8 protein-coding genes and 1 pseudogene are annotated in these 20,605 nt (G+C 34.1%); 3 read left to right on the forward strand and 6 right to left on the reverse strand.

All coding sequences use genetic code 11. The annotated features are described in order from the left end of the window. Window positions 1-68: 68 nt before the first annotated feature. The 6 genes and pseudogenes from leuB to BXU10_RS08620 all read right to left on the reverse strand — a co-directional run. Window positions 69-1,124, reverse strand: a complete 1,056-nt coding sequence (gene leuB / locus BXU10_RS08590) for a 3-isopropylmalate dehydrogenase (RefSeq protein ID WP_031454130.1) — start codon at window positions 1,122-1,124, stop codon at window positions 69-71. A gap of 52 nt (window positions 1,125-1,176) precedes the next feature. After that, a complete protein-coding gene (locus BXU10_RS08595; protein ID WP_078226987.1) occupies window positions 1,177-2,700 on the reverse strand; it encodes an alpha-isopropylmalate synthase regulatory domain-containing protein in 1,524 nt (507 codons plus the stop codon). 128 nt (window positions 2,701-2,828) lie between these two features. Continuing rightward, window positions 2,829-3,425, reverse strand: a complete 597-nt coding sequence (gene leuD, locus BXU10_RS08600) for a 3-isopropylmalate dehydratase small subunit (protein ID WP_078226988.1) — start codon at window positions 3,423-3,425, stop codon at window positions 2,829-2,831. A gap of 168 nt (window positions 3,426-3,593) precedes the next feature. Then, a complete protein-coding gene (gene leuC / locus BXU10_RS08605) occupies window positions 3,594-4,988 on the reverse strand; it encodes a 3-isopropylmalate dehydratase large subunit (protein ID WP_031454133.1) in 1,395 nt (464 codons plus the stop codon). A 543-nt stretch (window positions 4,989-5,531) separates the two neighbouring features. Continuing rightward, the gene (locus BXU10_RS08615; RefSeq protein WP_223255411.1) at window positions 5,532-6,365 is read right to left on the reverse strand and encodes an IS982 family transposase; all 834 of its coding nucleotides are present in this window, start codon (window positions 6,363-6,365) and stop codon (window positions 5,532-5,534) included. An 81-nt stretch (window positions 6,366-6,446) separates the two neighbouring features. Continuing rightward, window positions 6,447-6,587, reverse strand: a pseudogene (locus tag BXU10_RS08620) (helix-turn-helix domain-containing protein); the annotation flags it as partial. Window positions 6,588-6,889: 302 nt separating this feature from the next. Here BXU10_RS08620 and BXU10_RS24975 point away from each other — a divergent pair. The 3 genes from BXU10_RS24975 to BXU10_RS08635 all read left to right on the forward strand — a co-directional run bounded on the left by BXU10_RS24975 (window position 6,890) and on the right by BXU10_RS08635 (window position 20,344). After that, entirely contained in the window at window positions 6,890-7,966 is a 1,077-nt protein-coding gene (locus BXU10_RS24975) for an AraC family transcriptional regulator (protein ID WP_189328072.1), read from the forward strand. Window positions 7,967-8,278: 312 nt separating this feature from the next. Further along, the gene (locus BXU10_RS08630; RefSeq protein ID WP_123921969.1) at window positions 8,279-19,450 is read left to right on the forward strand and encodes an MBG domain-containing protein; all 11,172 of its coding nucleotides are present in this window, start codon (window positions 8,279-8,281) and stop codon (window positions 19,448-19,450) included. A 69-nt stretch (window positions 19,451-19,519) separates the two neighbouring features. Continuing rightward, a complete protein-coding gene (locus BXU10_RS08635; protein WP_123921970.1) occupies window positions 19,520-20,344 on the forward strand; it encodes a hypothetical protein in 825 nt (274 codons plus the stop codon). Window positions 20,345-20,605 lie beyond the last annotated feature (261 nt).

Genomic DNA, 20,605 nt, shown 5'->3' on the forward strand with positions numbered 1-20,605 from the left:
CTATAAATAAAAAAGGCGTCAATGAAAATTGACGCCTTTCTATATCTTAATATCTTTATTGTAAAGTATTAGATGTTGGCAGCTAACCAGTCACCTACTTCTTTGGTACCGTATGCTTTTCCTCCATCAGCTAAATCTTCTGTAACTATTCCAGCTTCTAAAGCTTTGTTTACAGCATCTCTCATCGCTTTCCCTTCCTCCATTAATCCGAAGTTTTCGAACATCATAGCAGCAGATAAAACAGTAGCCATTGGGTTAGCAATGTTTAATCCTGTGGCTTGTGGATAAGAACCGTGAATAGGTTCAAATAAAGATACTTCGGCTCCCATAGAGGCAGAAGGCATTAATCCCATTGAGCCAGAAATTACAGAAGCTTCATCTGTTAAAATATCTCCGAATAGGTTTTCAGTAATCAATACATCATAAGAGTTTGGCCATTGTACCAAACGCATCGCAACTGCATCAACAAATTCGTAGCTTACTTCAACTTCCGGATAGTCTTTTTCCATTGCCTGAACTGTTTCTCTCCATAGACGTGAAGTTTCTAAAACGTTAGCTTTGTCAACACAACACAATTTTTTAGAACGAGTCATTGCCAATTCGAAACCTTTTTTAGCTAAACGCTGTACTTCAGCTCTTGTGTAAACGCAGTTATCAAAAGCAGTATCACCGTTGTCTCTTCTTCCTTTTTCACCAAAGTAAATCCCACCTGTTAATTCTCTTAAGAAAACCAAGTCAGTTCCTTCGATTCTTTCTCTTTTTAATGGAGATTTATCCAATAAAGAAGGGAATGTAAAAGTTGGTCTTACGTTGGCAAACAAACCTAATGCTTTACGCATTTTTAACAAACCTTGCTCCGGTCTTACAGGTGCAGAAGGATCATTGTCGTATTTAGGATGGCCAATTGCTCCAAAAAGAACTGCGTCAGCATTTTTACAAACTTCGTGTGTAGAATCCGGATAAGGTTCACCTACTGCATCAATTGCAGCAGCACCGGTTAAAGCTGGTTTCCATGTAATTTCATGTCCAAATTTTTGTGCAACAGCATCTGATACTTTTACTGCCTGATCAATTACTTCTGGTCCGATTCCGTCTCCGGCTAAAAGGGCTATGTTAAATTTCATTTTATTGATTTATGGGTTTATTTACTATTTCAATTATTTATTTTATTTCAGTTTACTGCGTAATAACATTCAGCATTTTTTGAGTTGCAATAATGGCAGCAACTGTCTGATCCGAATCTAATCCGCGGGTTTTGAATTCTTTTCCGTTATTTACCCAGGTAATAATAGTTTCGCATAAAGCGTCAGAACTACTTCCGGGTGGGATTCTCACAGCATAATCAATCAATTTTGGGAGTGTCAATTTTTTGCTTTTGTAAATTTTGGTTAATGCATTCATGAAGGCATCAAACTGACCATCGCCCTGAGCATTTTCTTCAATTATTTCTCCATTAAGATTTAAGGATAGCGTAGTTGATGGTCGCATTCCTTTAGAATGAACCAGCATATAAGATTCGATTTTGATTTTTTCTTCGTAAGTGTGGCTGTCCAAAACATCAGAAATAATGTATGGAAGATCTTCTTTTGTTACAGTTTCTTTTTTGTCGCCCAATTCTATAATTCTCTGGGTAACCAATTTCAAATCTTCCTGATTTAATTGTAGACCCAGTTCCTGAAGATTTTTTTCGATATTGGCTTTTCCTGAAGTTTTTCCAAGAGCGTATTTTCTTTTTCTTCCAAAACGCTCAGGAAGAAGATCATTAAAGTACAGATTATTTTTGTTATCTCCGTCAGCGTGAATTCCTGCAGTTTGCGTAAAAACATTATCCCCTACAATTGGTTTGTTGGCAGGGATTCTGTATCCGGTAAACGTTTCGACCAATTTGCTTACAGAGTATAAAGAAGTTTCTTTGATATTGATGCTAACTTCTGGTAGATAATCATTGATTACGGCTACAGTACTTTCAAGCGGAGCATTTCCTGCACGTTCTCCCATTCCGTTTACTGTAACGTGTAGTCCGTGAATTCCGGCTTTTATAGCTTCCATTACATTGGCGACACTTAAATCGTAATCGTTATGTGCGTGAAAATCAAAATGTATTTGTGGATATTTTGCTGTTATTTGTGAAATGAATTCGAAAGTTTGAGTAGGAATCAATACACCCAAAGTATCAGGAAGTAAAATTCTTTTTACAGGCTGTTGTACTAAAAAATCTAAATATTGAAAAACATATTCAGGTGAATTTCGCATTCCGTTACTCCAGTCTTCCAGATAAACATTGGTTGAAATTCCGTTTTCATTTGCTAAAGCAATAGACTGTGCGATTTCGGCAAAATGCTGTTCAGGTGTTTTTTTTAATTGATGTGTCAGATGATTTAAAGAGCCTTTAGTCAAAAGATTTTGCACTTTGGCACCTGCTTTTTTCATCCATTCAATTGAAACTCCTCCATCAACAAAAGCTAATACTTCGATACGATTGGCATAGCCTTTTTCTTCAGCCCATGACATAATGCCTTTTACACCTTGAAATTCGCCCTCACTTACACGAGCCGAGGCAATTTCGATTCTATCAATATTTAATTCTTCCAACAATAATTGTGCAATGGTCAGTTTTTCTGCGGCAGAAAAAGATACTCCAGAGGTTTGTTCACCATCACGGAGTGTTGTATCCATTATTTCAATTTTTCTTTTTTCCATTCTAAATATGATATGACTTTTGTACGATTTGATAATTATCGAATCGAATTTTGTAAAATTGTAAAAAGCAGTTACGAAGCCCAACTTTAGAATTGAAACTTACGTAACTGCATTTGAGTTGGTTGTGTTTAGTAAGGAAGCTTGTCAGCGAAAGCTTTAATATCTTCCTTAATGTTTTGTAAATAATCAATATCATCAAAGCCATTGATCATATTGTTCTTTTTGTATCCGTTGATTGCAAATGATTCCTGCTCACCTGTTGACAATAAAGTAATAGTCTGAGCCGGAAGATTGATTTCCAATTCTGTTTTTGGATCAGCTTCGATGGCGCTGAAAATATTTTCAAGAAACTCAGGACTGATTTGTACCGGTAAAACCCCAATATTCAAACAGTTTCCTTTGAAGATATCGGCAAAGAATGAAGAAACTACAGCACGGAATCCGTAATCGTAAACCGCCCATGCAGCATGCTCTCTTGAAGATCCTGAACCGAAGTTTTTTCCTCCAACAAGAATTTTTCCGCTGTAAGTTGAATCGTTTAAAACGAAATCTGCTTTTGGAGTATCGTCTCCGTTATATCTCCAGTCTCTGAAAAGGTTGTCTCCAAAACCTTCACGTTTTGTAGCTTTTAAGAAACGAGCCGGGATAATCTGATCTGTATCTACGTTCTCAATTGGCAGCGGCACTGCACTGCTTGTAAGTATATTAAATTTATCGTATGCCATTGTGATTTTTGATTTTTGATTAACGATTTCTGATTTTAGATTTATTCGAATGTAAAATAGTAGGCGTTAATTTTTTTTTTATAAAATGTAAATTGAATTTTAAAAGATTTTTTAATTGTATTAACGAAATCTGAAATCAAAAATCGTTAATCTTCATTTATAAATCTTTTAAAAAAGCTCTCTTGGATCTGTTAGTTTCCCTGTAACAGCAGCCGCAGCAGCCATAATTGGACTTGCCAATAAAGTTCTTGAACCAGGACCCTGACGACCTTCAAAGTTTCTGTTTGAAGTACTTACTGCATATTTTCCAGCCGGAACTTTATCGTCGTTCATTGCTAAACAAGCAGAACATCCAGGCTGACGTAATACGAAACCAGCTTCTGTCAAAATATCTAAAATTCCTTCTTCTTTAATTTGTGCTTCAACAACGTGAGATCCGGGAACTAACCAGGCTGTAACATTATCTGCTTTTTTTCTTCCTTTTACAATTTCAGCGAAAGCTCTAAAATCTTCAATACGTCCGTTTGTACAGCTTCCTAAGAAAACGTAATCGATTTGTTTTCCGATCATTACATCATCTTCATTGAAGCCCATATAAGCTAAAGATTTTTTGTAAGTTTCCTCACCACCTTCAACTTCTTTTGCATTTGGGATATGTTTTGTGATACCAATTCCCATTCCTGGGTTAGTACCATAAGTAATCATTGGTTCAATATCTTCCGCTTTGATGTTTAATTCAGCATCAAACACAGCATCAGCATCCGTTTTTAAAGTTTTCCAGTATTCAACTGCTTTAGTCCAGGCTTCACCTTTTGGGGCGTATAATCTTCCTTCAAGGAAATCAAAAGTAGTTTGATCAGGAGCAATCATACCTCCACGAGCACCCATTTCGATAGAAAGGTTACACACAGTCATACGGCCTTCCATAGACATTTCTTCAAAAACATTTCCAGCGTATTCAGCAAAGTATCCTGTTCCTCCAGAAGTAGTCAATTTAGCAATAATATAAAGCGCAACGTCTTTTGGACCAACACCTTTGCTTAATTTACCATTTACGTTGATACGCATTTTCTTTGGTTTTGGCTGCATGATACATTGCGTAGAAAGTACCATCTCAACCTCAGATGTTCCGATACCAAAAGCGATAGCTCCGAAGGCTCCGTGAGTAGACGTATGCGAATCCCCGCATACAATAGTAGCACCTGGCAAAGTAATTCCGTTTTCAGGACCTACTACGTGTACAATTCCATTTTTTTGGTGACCTAATCCCCAGTGTGAAATTCCGTATTCGTTCGCATTGTCTTCAAGGGCTTTCAGCTGGTTAGCTGATAAAGCATCCGCTACCGGTAGATGTTGGTTTATAGTTGGTGTATTGTGGTCTGCAGTTGCAAAAGTACGTTCCGGGTATAAAACGTTAACGCCTCTTGATTTTAATCCTAAAAAAGCAACAGGACTCGTAACTTCATGAATGAAATGACGGTCAATAAAAAACACATCTGGTCCATCTTCAATTTTACGCACAACGTGTGAATCCCATACTTTGTCAAATAATGTCTTACTCATTTTTTATTTTTTTTTAATTGTAATTTCTATAAGCACAGCTATCCTGTTCATTATATTAGCAAAACAAAAGTAAAAAAAGATACAAAGGCGTCAATTTCAATATTTCATTATATACGATACCCAAACTGAAATACAAATTGCAAATTGGCTTTTGCAAGTTCAATGTTTGCAGAAAAATGAAATAAAGTCTGCTTTTGTTTTTCTTTTTCAGCTCCAATTTTGCCTGATTGTTTTTTGTTTTAACAATTTGCAAATTTATCTTAAAACCAGTATAAAATATAAATATTTATTTAAAAATATGTAACAAATAGTATGAAAATAGTAATAATTGTTGGTTTTTTATTTTTTTTGAAACATATCTTTTTGTCGATTTTTGATACTTTCAAGTAGTTTTTTTAGCCACTATTTAGACTCAATAAAAGGTCTAAATACTACGACATCCAAGAGATATATTTTTATGAAAATTTAAGGTTTTAAGATTAAAATACGTTTGCTTGTAAGGATTTCTATGAGGTAATTTTGGAAACTAATTAATTCAAGTTGCTAGTTAATTGATTTGTTTAATTGTAGTGCGAATACAAAGAGTGTAAGCTTTATAATAAACCCATCGAGTGTCACAGCGTGTATTGTTCTTGGGAAAAGTTTTTTGATATCGCTAATTGTTGTTTCTACCCTTTTTCTCATTTTTAATTTTTCCTTTTTTTGTTCCAAAGTATCTATTCTTTTAGAATTCGACTTTCTTTGAATTTTTAATAAAATTGCTTTTCGTTCCAAAGCTTTATCTTCTAAACTATAATCTAAATAAGCACTATCGCCATATATTGAAGCTTCGGCAGGTAATTTGTCAATCATTCTTCCTAATGATTTTACATCAGCTGTTTTTCCTGGTGTAAAATGAAATGCTATTGGAATACCTGATTTTGTTGTTACTAATTGTACTTTGACACCGTAAAAATAATTGCGCATACTTGCTGTGTAACCTCTCCACTTTTTATCCTTAAGAATTTTGCAATTTGAAATTCTCATATTATGGCATACCGCTACTGGAAAAGAATCAATTATATAATGCATTTCGCAACAAAAGTCTTTAAAATAAGAACTTATAATTTCAAATAATTCATAAAGAAGCTTACCTATTTTATGAAGCCGCCTATTGAATCTGCTTTTCTCAAGCATATCAGGGATATAACCGTATTGCTTCATAAATTGAATTGCAGAAGAATGATTGCCATAGAAACTTGTCGAGGAAACTATGGCTGTTATTATTATTTCACTGTCACTTACTTGTCTTCTAACATCTTCTTTGTGCTCAATTCCTTGTAAAATATCATCGATTAAACAAAAAATTGAAATAATTTTGTCTTTTGTAAGCATCATATCTGTGAGTCTTTAGTTGTCGTAAACCAAATTTCTCACTTTTGATGCTTACTTTTTATATTTTATAACTAGCAACTTGAATTAATTAAATGAATTTTTAAATTGCAATGATGTCAGGTTTGTTTTCTTTTTGAAGGGTTTACTGAAAGACTGGGGATATTCAAAACCCAATTGATAAGCTATTTCTATTACCGAAAGGTTGGTGGTAATCAGGAAGTCTTTTTATTTTTTAATTAGTTTGGCGTAATGAGGATTCAAAATGAATAACTGAATTTGTAAGGGCAAAATGAAATTTAATTTCTCGCTTATACAAGGATTCTATCTCTACTGAGAATTCTTTTTTATTGAAAAGGACCTATCTGGTGTCATACTTTTGAAAAACAGTTTTACAGCTTAATTTTTTTAGTTAATTTGCAACGAATTTATTCCTGTTTATTGTGGTTGATATTGTCTCTCTAAGAGGCAATTAGTTAAGGGTGCCTGTAATGGGAGGCTTAGTTACACAGGATTTATAAATTAAAAAGATGAATTTATCAAAATGGTACCAATTTATTAAGCCTAACTTTAAGTATTACCAAGACGGTTTTTTTGAGTTTCCCTATTTAGCGAATACACCTGAATTGTTTATTGAGAGTACTATAAAGTCTCCAGGAAGCAAGCATCATGTTCAAGAACAAGTTGTTTATCGAAATAATCCTTTTATCAAAGGAGATATGCATTATCGAAAAATTGATGAGGGTTTGTGGCTTACTATAACGAACATACAATTTAAACATGATAGTGTAATTAAATCGGCTTATGCCAAAGATATTCCAAGCGAACATTATTCGATCACATTTACCGTTTATGAGAGCGATGTAAAGATTCAAAATGTTTTTATTGATAAAATGCCTTTTCATAATAAATTTTGGGGGTTCAAAAAACCAGGTACTGATGTAGGTGCTTGTTTTTACAAAGGTTCAAAGTGTCAATTTTATATTTATTATATCAGCCCGGATTGGATAAAAAAGAATGTTCCTTTTGAAAGACTGGATGATGCTGTTCCTTTTAAAAAGTTTTTGAATTCGGACAAGGGTTTTATCTCTTATCAGGATATAGTGCCAGATGGTGAGCGATTATCTCATGAAATTTTGCATACAGTTAAAACATTTAACGATGATATTTTTAATGAAACACTTTTAAAAGCGCAAACTTTTAGTTTAATATCGGGTTTTTTTAAAAATGCACTTATCGATTCACGTAAAGAAGAGTATCTAAATAAAGGCGCTATAGATTATAAAAAAATATCAAGATGTGAGCGTTTAGTCTCTATAAATTTATCCAAACCCTTCATTGGCATAGAGGTACTTTCTCAAAATTTAAGCATGTCTCCATCAAAATTAAAAATGGATTTCAAATCGGTCTACGGAACGTCCATTCTTCAATACAATATTGAGAAAAAAATGGAACTGGCATTGCAATTACTTCTTAACACGAACATGCAAATTAAATACATTGCTCAGGAAGTAGGTTATGAAAGTCACAGCAAGTTTAGTGCTGCTTTCAAAAAAAAATACGGAAAACTTCCTTCGGAATTGCATCCCGATACTGAAGTGAATTAAACTACTACTTAAGTTTTAAGAACTATTTGGTGTTCGAATTAAAGAAATTCATCTGACTTTTAAAAAATTTGGTGTGTGAAGTTTTTATTTTTTTAAAACTGCATCATCTTGATGTATATACTTACAAACAGAGATTTTGCTTCTAAAAAACGACTTAAAATGTCCGATTGGGCTATTGATTTGTCCGAATGGGCTACTCCAAATTAGTTGCGGGACATTAGTTTTGTCGCCTTAAATAAAGATTCCAAAAACAATCTAGAATAGCGTTTCATTTTTTTGAACGTTGCCTAAACAAATCTAAATACCATGCTTATGAGAAAAATTACTTTAACAATTACCTTATTTTTTCTGTTTTTTGCGCAAGCTGTTCTATCGCAAACAATAAAATATGTAACGGTAAATGGTGCCGGAACTAAAGATGGAAGTTCATGGAGCAACGCTTCTGACAACTTACAGAAAACGATTAGTTTATCTAGTGGGAATACCCAAGTGTGGATTGCTAAAGGTACATATACTCCTAAAGTTGCTCCAGCGCCTAACGACAATCCGAAGGATAGGAACAATACTTTTGGTTTAAAAAAAGATGTAAAATTATATGGAGGCTTTATTGGTAGCGAAACAAGCATTAGCGAAAGGAACATTACAACAAATGAAACTATTCTTAGTGGAAATTTAGGTGGCGGTAATTATGCACACCATGTTGTGTTTATCCATGCTCTTGAAGAGAATGAGAATTACTACGTAAACGGAGTAACCATTAGTGATGGAAAGTGTGATGTACTTGGATATTATAATGTATCTAAAGAAGTTGGTGGTAATTCTTTTAACGACAATCTTAAAGCTAAATATCCAGATTGGTTTGTGGCAATGGACGAAAGCCCTTACTACCAACTTGCTTCAATTGGTTTGCAACTAGCAGGTTTTGGCTCTTTACCTGGTGTCCCTTCAGTCCCAGGAGGTGATATTAAAAGAGTGCAAATATCTAATACATCTTACCCACAAAGTAATGGAGGTGGTATATACAATGTAGGAGGGATTTTAACATTAGAAAATGTAACGTTTAAAAATAATACTGGTATTTTTGGTGCAGCTGTAAGTTTACAAGAGGGCGCTCGTACTACTATTAAAAACTCTACTTTCACTAATAATACAGCAACTAATAATGGAGGTGCAGTTGTCTCCAATGATAGCTATTTAACGATTACAGGAGGAAGTTTTAACAATAACAGCTCGCTTTTAGGGGGCGCTGTTGTTGAGATAGGCGGAAGATCTTTAAATATAAGTGGAGCTTCATTTACTAACAATAAAGCCAATAATAATCAAACTGATATTGGATTCGGAGGAGCTATTTTCATAGAAAAAGTGAGCAATGCAGATTCGGCAACAAGAATCATTGATAATTGTACTTTTAATAGCAACAGTGCAGCAATTGCAGGAGCTATTTATGCAGGTGAAAACATTAGTAATCTTAAAATTACAAATTCTACATTTACTAGTAATAATGCTTTGCTGATAGCAAATAATACACTCGCTGATGGTGGAGGTGCTATTAAGCTTCAAAATGTTATAAATGCCGAAGTAACATCAAATAAGTTTATTAATAATTCTGCTTCAAAGGGTATGGGAGGAGCATGTGTATTATATGACACAAATGGCGTTACATTTTCGGGAAACACATTTTCAGGAAACACATCTTTGTTAGGAGGTGCTTTGTGTTTACTTAAAAACAGGAATAGCACAACCATAAGTGGAAATACATTTAATGGAAATAGTGTTACAGATACAAGTGTTTTTTCTGCTTCTGGATATGGTGGCGCTTTAGTATCTAGCAGTGATAATAATGTTAAAATTTCAGAAAATACATTTACACACAATACAGCTACTAAACAAGGAGGAGGAATTTATTTCGAAACGAGTACTGTTAATTCTATTATTAACAAGAATAATTTCAACACCAATAGTTCTCAGAAATTTGGAGGAGCAATATTTGCTAGTACGCCTGGCGCAGCTATTGCGGGTCAGTTAAGTCTAAACGAAAACACATTCGATAACAACAGTTCTGTTGAAAGAGGAGGGGGCATTTTTTTAATTAACGCACTTACAGCGAATGTAAATAATAATACATTTACAGGAAATAAGGCTTATATAGGTGCTGTTGTAGATATTGAAAGTTCTGCAAAAACCAATTTTTTTAATAATACGATTAGGGCTAATGTTGGGACTACAAATAGTTCAGGACAATCGAGTGGAATAGTTGCCACATTGGGAGGAGTTAGTAAAATATGTAATAATACTTTTACAGGAAACGAAGGCTTTACGGCTTTGTTTTATGATAATGCAACTGTCGATTTTGTAAATAACACTGTTTGGAATGAAAAATCAAGTTTTGGTATTTATATGTTTAGTAAAAACATTAAACTTTACAATAATATTTTAGAAGATGTTGGTGGGCCAAGTACTTCGGCCGATGTTCAAAACAATTCTTTTAGATATACTAATAATTATGTTGGTAGTAAGAGCAATGTTCTTGAAACGAACTTGTATTTTGCGGATGAAGCAAATAATAATTTTAATCTCACAGGCTGCAGCCCCATATTAAATAAAGGAAATAGTTCATTGTATTTGAGTGAATATTCGAGCAAGGATATTGCGGGAAGTGCGAGAAAAGTTGATGCTATTGATATTGGTGCTTATGAAAACGTATTAGGCGTTTCTGGTAAATCAAAACCAACGGTTGTTTCACCACAAGCTTTTTGTAATCAAGCCATTCTAAATAATTTACAAGCAACAGGTTCAACTATTAAATGGTACAGTCAAGCTTTAGGAGGAAGTCCATTAGCTAGTAATACAACTTTAATTTCTGGAACGACTTATTATGCTAGTCAAACCGTTAATGGTTGTGAGAGCGAGCGAGCAAGTGTTGCTGTATCTATAAGTTCCACCGAGGCACCAACTGCACAATCGCCTCAAAATTTTATTATTGGTCAACAAGGCGTTAAGATTGTGGTAAATGGTAGTAATTTAAAATGGTATTCACAAGAAGTAGGAGGTACAGCATCAACAGTATTTCCTTCTTTAAATATGTCGTCCGAAAATTCTGCCACCTATTGGGTTAGCCAAACCAATGCTAATAATTGTGAAAGTACCAGGACTAAAATAGTTGTTAATGTAACAAAAATACCCCTTACAGTTAAAGCTATTGATAAAACAAAGTTATTTGATGGTAGTGTTTATGGAAATAGTAATTATACCGTAACTTATTCTGGTTTTGAGTCTGGTGATAGTGTAGCAAATAGTATCTCTGGTACTCTTGCATTTTCAGGTAATGCTACAACTGCAACTGAACCAGGTGTATATAAAATTACACCGCAAGGTATTTCGTCTAGCAAATACACGGTTTTGTTTGAAGAAGGAACTATAGAAATAAAATCGAATTTAAATTTAACAGATAACATTTTATATGTAAAACAAGGTGTAAATGGCGATGGTTCTTCGTGGAGTAGTCCTTTAAGTAATTTAGAGGTTGCTTTAACAAGAGCTGCTAATATTAACACTGTTCATACAAATGACACTGACCCTAAAAAAGTTAAAAAAATATACGTAGCTAAAGGAACCTATCAGTTAGCTTCAGGGAAATCGTATATAATGCCTAAAAATATAGAAATATATGGAGGATTCGACCCTGATAATGCTGTTACAAACTTAACACATCAACGTATTACAGGTAATTTAAATGATGGAAGTATTTTAAAAGGTAATAATAATGCCTCGGTTATTAGAAATGATGACAACGGCTTAACTGGTGCTGCTGTTTTAAATGGTTTTACAATTACAAGCGGTAATGCAAGTAACGGAGGTGGTATATATAACAAAAAAGTATCTCCAAAATTTGAAAACTGTATCATAAAATCAAATATTGCTACTGCAAATGGAGGGGCTATATATAATGAAAGCGCCAATACAACATGGGTCAACTGTTTAATTATTAGTAATACAGCACCTAAAGGAGCGTCTATTTACAACGATGCATCCTTACCTACCCTATTGAATAACACTATAGCTGATAACACAGGCACACAAGGAGCAACTTTGTATAATGCAAATGCTTCTACTCCAAGAATTGTAAATACAATTAGTGTAAAAAATAGTTCAAATATTTTTAATGATGCAAGTAGTAGTATTAATAATGAAAATAGTTTAATACAAGGTGTAGGCGGTATAACTCAAACCACTAGTGTTTTTGATACGAATTATGAGTTATTAACTACTAGTCTTGCCCTAAATACTGGTAACAATATCCCACTTAATATTTTTTTCCCAACCAAAGATTTAAAAGGGAAATCTCGTATTATTGATGCTACTGTTGATATGGGAGTTTTTGAGAGAAATAAAACTCAGACCATCGCAGCTAATAATATTACAAAAGCTTACGGAGATGAACCATTTATACCTGATTTTAAAGCATCAAGCGAATTACCACTGGAATATATTTCTTCTAGTAATACTGCTATTGCTAAAATAGAGGATGGTAAAATTAAAGTAGTAGGTGTTGGTACAGCTACTATAACAGTAAAACAATCAGGAAATGATGAATACGACGCTGTAAGTTCAACTTTCATTTTAACGGCAGGAAAAAGAACTTTAACAGTAACTGCAGATAATAAAGTTAAACTTTACGATGGCGTGGTATTTAACGGATACACTGTGTCTTATTCTGGGTTTGTTTTTGATGACACATTTGATAATAGTTTAGGTGGCAACCTTGCGTATGGTGGTACTGCTTTAACTGCTACTGCTATAGGTGATACTTATATAATAATCCCATCAGGATACACTTCTTCTAAATATGAAATTAGCTACAGTAACGGTAAGTTAACCATTGTACCTGATGTTACTTTAACAAATGGTACGCTATACGTCAAAAAAGGTGCTACAGGTAATGGAAGTTCTTGGACTAATGCCTTAGGAGAAGTTAGGGATGCGCTAGAAATAGCAAGAATAATTAATTTAACTGGAACTAAAGCAACAAAAATATTTGTATCTATTGGGCAGTATAACTCTAATAGTGGGCAAAGTTTCAAAATGCTTAAGGGGGTTAGTATGTATGGTGGTTTTGACCCTGACAATGGCATTACAGCACTTACTCACAAAAGAAAATTTACCCAGAGTATTCTTTCTCAAGGAGCTAGGGAAAATAGGGTAATAACAAATGACAATAATGGATTAACTAATACTGATATTATTGATGGATTTACAATTGGAGGCTCTGGTGTTAATCAATCAAGTCAAGGCGGAGGAATTTATAATAAAAATAGCTCTCCTACTATTGTAAACTGTATAATTAAGGATAATTCATTGTTTCCTTTCCCCTCTTATATATTCACCACATATGGTGGCGGTATATATAACGATAACAGTAGCCCTGTACTTATAAACTGTATTATTAAAAATAATAAAGTAGGTGTTGATGGAAGCGAATCTTTAAACTCCGGATACTATGGATATGGCTCGGCAATGTGGAACGCTAATAATAGTAGTCCAAAATTATATAACTGTACAATTACAGAAAATAAATCCATATCTGGAAATAATGGAGATGCTCCCGCTATTGTTAATGACGCAAGTTCTACAACCTCATTGTACAACTCTATATATATGAATAATAACAAGGGTGTTTCTAGCAGAATAACATCATACAATAGTATTGTCCAAAAAGATGATAATATAACGGAAGGTCTTTATAATAATTCTACAACTGTCACTTTGGATGCCATTTTTAAAACAAATAGTATAGCGCTAAAAGAAGATAGTTTTGCAAAAGATAAAGGGAATAATAGCTATTATTCTTTTAATAGCCTTTCAACGTATGATATTAATGGGTATACTCGTTTGACTGCAACTATTGATGTTGGAGCAGAAGAATTGCGTACACCTCAAACTATCACAGCTACAGACTTAACTAAAACCTATGGAGAAGTAGATTTTATCCATCCATCGGCAGCAGTAGCTAGTAGTTTACCATTAACGTACACCAAAAGTAGTAACGTTACTATTGCTACTATTAAAGACGGTAAGATTCACATACTAAATCCAGGCACAACTACCATTACGATTACTCAAGTTGGTAATGAAGTTTATGCTCCAACCGAAAAAACTTTTGTTTTAACGGTAGCAAAAGCAACGTTAACGGTAAAAGCAAACGACAAGTCTAAATCTTTCAATAATTTAGCATTACCAAATGGAGATTATAGTGTAAGCTACACTGGTTTTGTTAATGGTGAAGATAGTTCTAAGCTTACAGGAACACTACAATATTCAGGTAATGCCGTAGGTAAAACGGATATAGGTGTTTATACAGATGGTATAACACCAAGTGGTTTGTCTTCCAATTATTATGATTTTGTCTATAAAACTGGAACTTTAACAATAAAACCGAATACTGTTTTAACAAATAATACTTTATATGTAAAACAAGGCTCTGTGGGTGGCAATGGGTCCTCATGGGAATTAGCATTAAACGATTTGTCATTAGCTTTACGATATGCCACCATTCTTAATAAAGAAACACCCAATACTGTAAATAAAATTTATGTAGCTAAAGGTACTTATACACCAAAATACAGTTTCAGAGACAATTCCAACTTTATTGATGAAGGCAGAGATAATAGCTTTTTAGTATTAGATGGCGTAAAACTATATGGAGGTTTTGATGGAAATATTGCAGGAGAGAGTATAGCAGACCGAAACATTCAAAATAATAAAACGATTTTAGATGGCTCAAACGTCATTAATCATATCATTACAGTTTCTAATGCAATGGGAGATAACGAAGTAAACGGTTTCACTATTTTGAAAGGTGCGGCGTCGGATTTAGATACTAACGGTGCAGGAAGTGTAACGGTAAATGGAAAGTCCATTAATAGAACTTATGGTGGTGGTATACGTGTACACAGTTCAAACGTTTCTATAAAAAACTGTGTTATTTCAGAAAACTCTTCAGGTCTTTTAGCTGGTGGTATTTATATTTCAGATCAATCTACTGCTTCAATTTACAATACGCTTTTTTACGGTAATTTTGCTAAGCACTATGCGGCAAATGCTTCTTCAATTTTAATTGATAATGCGAATGTGAAAATCGTTAATGCTACTTTTGGAGATACCAATTCTGGAGACGGTATAGTTTATAGATCTCATATTTCTACTACTGGACTTTCTACTTTAGAAGTGTTTAACTCTATATTTAAAGACAACCTATTTAACAAAGATATAAATAGAACATCAGGGACAGTTACAATTAAAAACTCATTGCTATCTAAAGCTCAAACAGATTCTCAATACAGCTCCATGACATTAGCTAATAATAGCTATGCAAAACCTGCGGATTTTATTGATATAAGTACAAATAACTTTGCTTTAAAAGCAACATCTGCAGCGATCGATAAAGGAGATAACACGCTTTATAACTTAGTTATTGCAGGTAATAAAGATATTGCAAATAGCAGTCGTTTTCTCAACACTACAATAGATATGGGTTGTTATGAGTCAAAACTAGTACAAACGATTAATGCTAGTGATATAACTAAAAAATATACAGATGCTGACTTTGTAATAGGAACCGCATCAAGTGGTCTAATGCCGCTTACCTATACTAGTGATAATAATACGGTAGCTTACATAACAAAAGATAATAAAATTGATATCGTAGGAGTTGGGCAAGCTACAATAACCGTTACTCAAAATGGAGACGAAATCTATGCTTCTACATCTAAAAGCTTTATACTTACAGTTGAAAAAGGAGATATTTCTACCAGTTTAAACCCAGAAACATATACTTACGATGGTTCTAAAAAATACCTGAATATTAATGATTTACCAACAGGAGCTAGTGTGTCTTATGAAGGTAATGGACAAATAAATGCAGGAGAATACGTTGTTAAAGCAATCATTAGCGGAGGTCAATATTATAATGATTTGACATTATCTAATACACTTAAAATTAATAAAACAGTCCTTTCAGGCATTACATTCACTCCAAATACGTTTACTTATGATGGGTTTGATAAGCACCCGGAAGTATCTGGAAGTTTACCTGATGGAGTAAATGTAGTTTACTCAAACACTCAAAAGAACGCTGGTGCTTATAACGATGTAAAAGCGACCCTTTCGGGTTCTAATTACAACATGCTTGTATTAACTACTTCTATGACTATTAATAAAGGGGATCTTTCTAATGCCATATTTTTATTAGAAAAAGAAGAAGTGTATGATGGTACTCCTAAAAAATTATCGCTTGATGGAATACTTCCTGATGGAGTTACACCAACTTATACAAATAATGATAATGTCAATGTTGGCTCGTATGATGTTACAGTTAATATCAATGGAGGTGTAAATTATAATAACAAACAGCTTATTGCCAAACTAATAATTTTAAAAGGAAATTTAGCTGCCGATGTAGTTTTAACACCCAACACCTACATTTATGATGGAACCGGAAAATCATTAACTATTGATGGTGTTCTTCCTGATCAGGTAACTGTAAGCTATACTAACAACAATAAAATAGACGTGGGTAGTTATAAAGTGTATGCTACTTTAAGCAAACCAAATTATAACGATCAAATAGTAGAAGCCGATTTAATTATAGAACCAAAGCCTTTAAATGTTATAGTACAAGGCGAAATATCAAAAGTTTATAATGCGAATACTATTGTAGCATTAAATACTAGTAATTTTGCTCTAGAAGGGGTTGTCGATGGCGATAATGTAATCTTAAATAATCCTGTCGCTGGTGAGTTAAATAATAAAAATGCAGGAGAAAATAAAGCAGTTACCATTAATGCTTTAAGATTATCTGGAGCAGATGCTAAAAACTACATATTAAGCGCTGCCTCTTTAATAGCTAATATAGCTAAAGTTGAACCTAAAGAATTAGATGTTTCATTAAAAGGAAGCGTAACCAAAATTTTTGATGCAACAACTAAAGCAGTCTTATCAGATGAAAATTATGATCTTAATGGAATTTTAGAAAATGATATAGTAACTTTAAACAACCCATCATTAGGAGAATATGACACGAAAGACGTCGGAACAAATAAAACTATAACGGTTAGCAACTTGGCAGTTAGTGGAGATGATGCATTAAATTATGTATTAAATTCTCAAACAACATCGGGTGAAATAGGTGAAATTACGACTAAAGCAATTACTGTAACCGCTGATGCAAAAACAAAAGTGTATGGCGCAGCAGATCCTGTCTTGACGTATTCGGTTTCACCAAGTTTACAAACTGGAGATACTTTTACAGGTTCTTTGTCCAGAGCAACTGGAAACAGCGTTGGAACGTATGCTATTGCAAGCAGTTTGAATAATACCAACTACGCTATAACGTATACGCCAGCAGAATTAACAATTACAGCTAAAGCAATCACAGTAACGGCTGATGCTAAAACAAAAGTGTATGGAGCAGTAGAGCCTATCTTGACGTATTCGGTTGTGCCAAGTTTAGAAACGGGAGATGCTTTTACAGGTTCTTTGTCCAGAGCAATTGGAAACAACGTTGGAACGTATGCAATTGCAAGCACTTTGGATAATAGCAACTATGCTATAACGTATGCGCCAGCAGATTTAACAATTACGACTAAAGCAATTACTGTAACCGCTGATGCAAAAGCAAAAATCTATGGAGCAGCAGATCCTGTCTTGACGTATTCGGTTTCACCAAGTTTAGTAGGAACTGATACTTTTACAGGTTCTTTGTCCAGAGCAACTGGAAACAACGTTGGAACGTATGCTATTGCAAGCAGTTTGAATAATACCAACTACGGTATAACGTATGCGCCAGCAGATTTAACAATTACGACTAAAGCAATCACAGTAACCGCAGATGCTAAAACAAAAGTGTATGGAGCAGTAGATCCTGTCTTGACGTATTCGGTTGTACCAAGTTTAGAAACTGGAGATACTTTTACAGGTTCTTTGTCCAGAGCAACTGGAAACAACGTTGGAACGTATGCTATTGCAAGCAGTTTGAATAATACCAACTACGCTATAACGTATGCGCCAGCAGAATTAACAATTACAGCTAAAGCAATCACAGTAACGGCAGATGCAAAAACAAAAGTGTATGGCGCAGCAGATCCTGTCTTGACGTATTCGGTTGTACCAGGTTTAGAAACTGGAGATACTTTTACAGGTTCTTTGTCCAGAGCAACTGGAAACAGTGTTGGAACGTATGCTATTGCAAGCAGTTTGAATAATACCAACTACGGTATAACGTATGCGCCAGCAGATTTAACAATTACGAGTAAAGCAATTACTGTAACCGCTGATGCAAAAACAAAAGTGTATGGCGCAGCAGATCCTGTCTTGACGTATTCGGTTGTACCAAGTTTAGAAACTGGAGATACTTTTACAGGTTCTTTGTCCAGAGCAAAAGGAAATAGTGTTGGAACGTATGCTATTGCAAGCAGTTTGAATAATACCAACTACGCTATAACGTATGCGCCAGCAGATTTAACAATTACGACTAAAGCAATCACAGTAACCGCAGATGCTAAAACAAAAGTGTATGGAGCAGTAGATCCTGTCTTGACGTATTCGGTTGTACCAAGTTTAGAAACTGGAGATACTTTTACAGGCTCTTTGTCCAGAGCAACTGGAAACAACGTTGGGACGTATGCTATTGCAAGCAGTTTGAATAATACCAACTACGCTATAATGTATGCGCCAGCAGATTTTACAATTACAAAAGCAGATCAGCAAATAACTTGGAATCAAACTTTGGGATCTGGTTGTGATGGAGAAACTACAACTGTATTAACAGCTACTTCAAGCAGTGGTTTGGCTGTGAGTTATACTTCTTCTAATGGTAATATTGTAACGATTTCAAATGGTTCATTAGTGTTTGAAAATTATGGATCTGCAAATATTACTGCTGCTCAAGCTGGGAACAATAATTATAATGCTGCTCAGGTAGTGGTATTACCTATAGTAAACAGTCAGCCAAATTTAATTAGAAAGCAGTTTGAAAGTGTTATATTTTTTGATAATAGTTCTAATGATTTTAAATCTTATAGCTGGTATAAAAATGGAGTTTTAGTTTCAGGTCAAACTAATCAGTATTTCAAAGAAAATGGTGCTTTAAACGGGACGTATTATGCTATGGCGACAAAACATGATGAAACTGTAATTACTACATGTCCATTAACTTTGACGTCTACAGTAGCAGTTGAGGCCGTTAAAATTGTCCCTAACCCTGTCAAGAGTAATACTAGTTTTGATTTGGTCACAACGCTGGAGGACTCTAAAATGCAAAATGCTAAGATTAACATTTTTGCTATAAATGGTGCGTTGTTACAGAGTATCACTACGAATGAAAGTACTACAACGTTACAAGCGCCAACTGTGGAAGGAATTTATATTATAACGCTAACATTGTCAAACGGCAGTTATTTCACGAAAAATCTTCTGGTAAAAAACTAAATAAAGTAAATGCATTTCCTCTTCATTTTTAAAAATGAGGAGGGTCATGCGAATGAAAAAAATATAAGTATGAAATTTAATAGTAAGTGTATACTAATTATAGCGATTCTTTTTTCTCAGGTAATTACAGCTCAATTTTATATAGGCGTTCAATCAGGATTGAGTGAGATTCAAAGTGATGTAGACGGAATTGTCGCAGATAAAAAAATGGGAGGAGCAGTAAAAGCAGGATATATTTATTCGGTAACAAAAAATATCGGAATTGGAGCTGGTTTAGAGTTTTCGCAATATAAACAGGAGATATCTTCATCTTTATCTTCTCTGACAAATTACGAAGTTGATGCTTCTACTTCAGCTTTTGTTTATACGGTTACAGCAAATAACTATAACGAAAAACAAACCTTACAGGCCATTCAAATTCCGCTTTTTGTAGAATTTAAATCAAGCATGAGTAAAGGAGTTGATTTTGGTTTTCGGATTGGAGGAAAGTATTTTTTGCCTCTTAGTTATAAAATCAGTGCTACTGCAGATTACGTTAGTGGAACTGCTTATTACCCGGGTGTCAATTTAACTATTACTGATTTACCAGAATATGGTTTTGGAACACAAAGTAGTTATTCAGCAACTGGAGAATACCCAACCAAAGGGATTTTTATGTCTTCATTTGAGGTCGGATTTACGTTTGATATCGGAAAGAAAAATTCATTATATACAGCATTATTTCTTGAAAAAGGATTCGGAACAATACTTGATCAGGATAGCAAAGAGTCATTTATAGGATATAAACCGACATCTATTGAAGCCAGAAAATTGAATGGATTATATAGCACAGATAAAAATGCGGATGTTACACCTGTAGCATGGGGATTGACTTTAGGATGGAATTTTAACTAAATTTAAATTAAATAAAAGGTCTTGAGAAATCAAGGCCTTTTCGTTTTATAACGCGGTGTTTTGGAGAATTTATTCTTTCTTCAATATAGTGTTAATATGCTGAAATAGTCCAAAAAACTTCTACATCATTATGGACTTAATTTTTTATGCAATACCCACAATCATTGGGTGTAAAATCCTTGCAATAGTGATTTTACTTTTAAAAATTTCTGAAATATTTGGTATATTTGAAAGTAATTAATTAAAAAATAATAGTTTTAA

The sequence above is a fragment of the Flavobacterium sp. LM4 genome, from assembly GCF_002017935.1.
Taxonomy (GTDB): domain Bacteria; phylum Bacteroidota; class Bacteroidia; order Flavobacteriales; family Flavobacteriaceae; genus Flavobacterium; species Flavobacterium chungangense.

What these genes read in the sequence shown, in the direction of transcription:
- leuB (WP_031454130.1), bottom strand. Translation starts at nt 1,124, where the DNA reads ATGAAATTTAACATAGCCCTTTTAGCCGGAGACGGAATCGGACCAGAA.
- leuD (WP_078226988.1), bottom strand. Translation starts at nt 3,425, where the DNA reads ATGGCATACGATAAATTTAATATACTTACAAGCAGTGCAGTGCCGCTG.
- BXU10_RS08615 (WP_223255411.1), bottom strand. Translation starts at nt 6,365, where the DNA reads ATGATGCTTACAAAAGACAAAATTATTTCAATTTTTTGTTTAATCGAT.
- BXU10_RS08635 (WP_123921970.1), top strand. Translation starts at nt 19,520, where the DNA reads ATGAAATTTAATAGTAAGTGTATACTAATTATAGCGATTCTTTTTTCT.
- BXU10_RS24975 (WP_189328072.1), top strand. Translation starts at nt 6,890, where the DNA reads ATGAATTTATCAAAATGGTACCAATTTATTAAGCCTAACTTTAAGTAT.
- leuC (WP_031454133.1), bottom strand. Translation starts at nt 4,988, where the DNA reads ATGAGTAAGACATTATTTGACAAAGTATGGGATTCACACGTTGTGCGT.
- BXU10_RS08630 (WP_123921969.1), top strand. Translation starts at nt 8,279, where the DNA reads ATGAGAAAAATTACTTTAACAATTACCTTATTTTTTCTGTTTTTTGCG.
- BXU10_RS08595 (WP_078226987.1), bottom strand. Translation starts at nt 2,700, where the DNA reads ATGGAAAAAAGAAAAATTGAAATAATGGATACAACACTCCGTGATGGT.